Raw genomic sequence first — 1,445 nt, 5'->3', positions numbered from 1 at the left:
CCCAAGCGCACCAAGTGCAGGGAATGTAACTAATAACTCAAGATGTGGTAGTGGAATTGTAAACTTAAGTGCGACCTGTTCAACAGGTCAAACCGTACAATGGTATGCAAGTCAGACCTCGACAACAGTGTTGTCGACAGGCACCAGCTATGCACCAAGTATTGCAGCGACTACGACTTATTATGTAGGTTGTAAAGATAATACTACGACTTGTGAGACGGCGACCAACTCACGTCAAACAGTTGTAGGAACAGTTAACCCAATTCCAAGCGCACCAAGTTCAAGTAATGTAACGAATGGTGCAGTTTGCGGAAGTGGTGTAGTGAACTTGACAGCAACTTGTACGACAGGTCAAACAGTACAATGGTATGCAAGTCAGACTTCGACAAGTGTATTGACAACAGGTACAAGTTATGCACCAAGCATCACAGCCACGACAACATACTTTGTGGGATGTAAGGATAACACAACAACATGTGAAACAGCAACAGGCTCACGTCAAGGCGTAATTGGAACGGTTAACCCAATCCCAAGTGCACCAAGTGCCAATAACGTAGTAGGCGCCTCAAGATGTGAATCAGGTGTAGTGACTTTGACAGCGACTTGTTCAACAGGTCAAACAGTACAATGGTATGCAAGTCAGAGCTCAACAAGTGTGTTGACAACAGGCACAAGCTATGCTCCAAGTTTGACAGCAACGACGACTTATTATGTAGGCTGTAAAGACAACACAACGACTTGTGAAACAACAACAGGAACACGTCAAGGAGTAACAGGTACCGTAAATCCAAACTTACCAGCACCAAGTTCATCAAATGTACAAGGTGGTGCAGTTTGCGGCAGTGGAGTAGTAAACCTAAGTGCAGTATGTTCATCAGGACAAACAGTACAATGGTATGCTAGTCAAACATCGACAAGTGTCTTGACAACAGGCACAAGTTATGCACCAAGTATTACGGCCACGACAACTTATTATGTAGGCTGTAAAGACAATACAACAACTTGTGAAACCGCGGCGAACTCACGTCAAGCAGTAGTAGGAACAGTGAATCCAATCCCAAGCGCACCAAGTGCAGGGAATGTAACTAATAACTCAAGATGTGGTAGTGGAATTGTAAACTTAAGTGCGACCTGTTCAACAGGTCAAACCGTACAATGGTATGCAAGTCAGACCTCGACAACAGTGTTGTCGACAGGCACCAGCTATGCACCAAGTATTGCAGCGACTACGACTTATTATGTAGGTTGTAAAGATAATACTACGACTTGTGAGACGGCGACCAACTCACGTCAAACAGTTGTAGGAACAGTTAACCCAATTCCAAGCGCACCAAGTTCAAGTAATGTAACGAATGGTGCAGTTTGCGGAAGTGGTGTAGTGAATTTAACCGCAACTTGTACGACAGGTCAAACAGTACAATGGTATGCAAGTCAGAGTTCGACGA

The 1,445-nt window shown here is 44.4% G+C and carries 1 protein-coding gene; it reads left to right on the top strand.

Going from position 1 to position 1,445, the window contains the following annotated elements:
- Positions 1-1,445 (top strand): hypothetical protein (locus BWI92_RS27650; protein WP_217903512.1); only part of this gene is annotated, 1,445 nt, incomplete at both ends.

Source organism: Flectobacillus sp. BAB-3569 (assembly GCF_002270355.1).
GTDB lineage: Bacteria > Bacteroidota > Bacteroidia > Cytophagales > Spirosomataceae > Flectobacillus > Flectobacillus roseus.
Note: the sequence above shows the minus strand (reverse complement) of the source record. Positions and strands in the feature narration are given on the sequence as shown.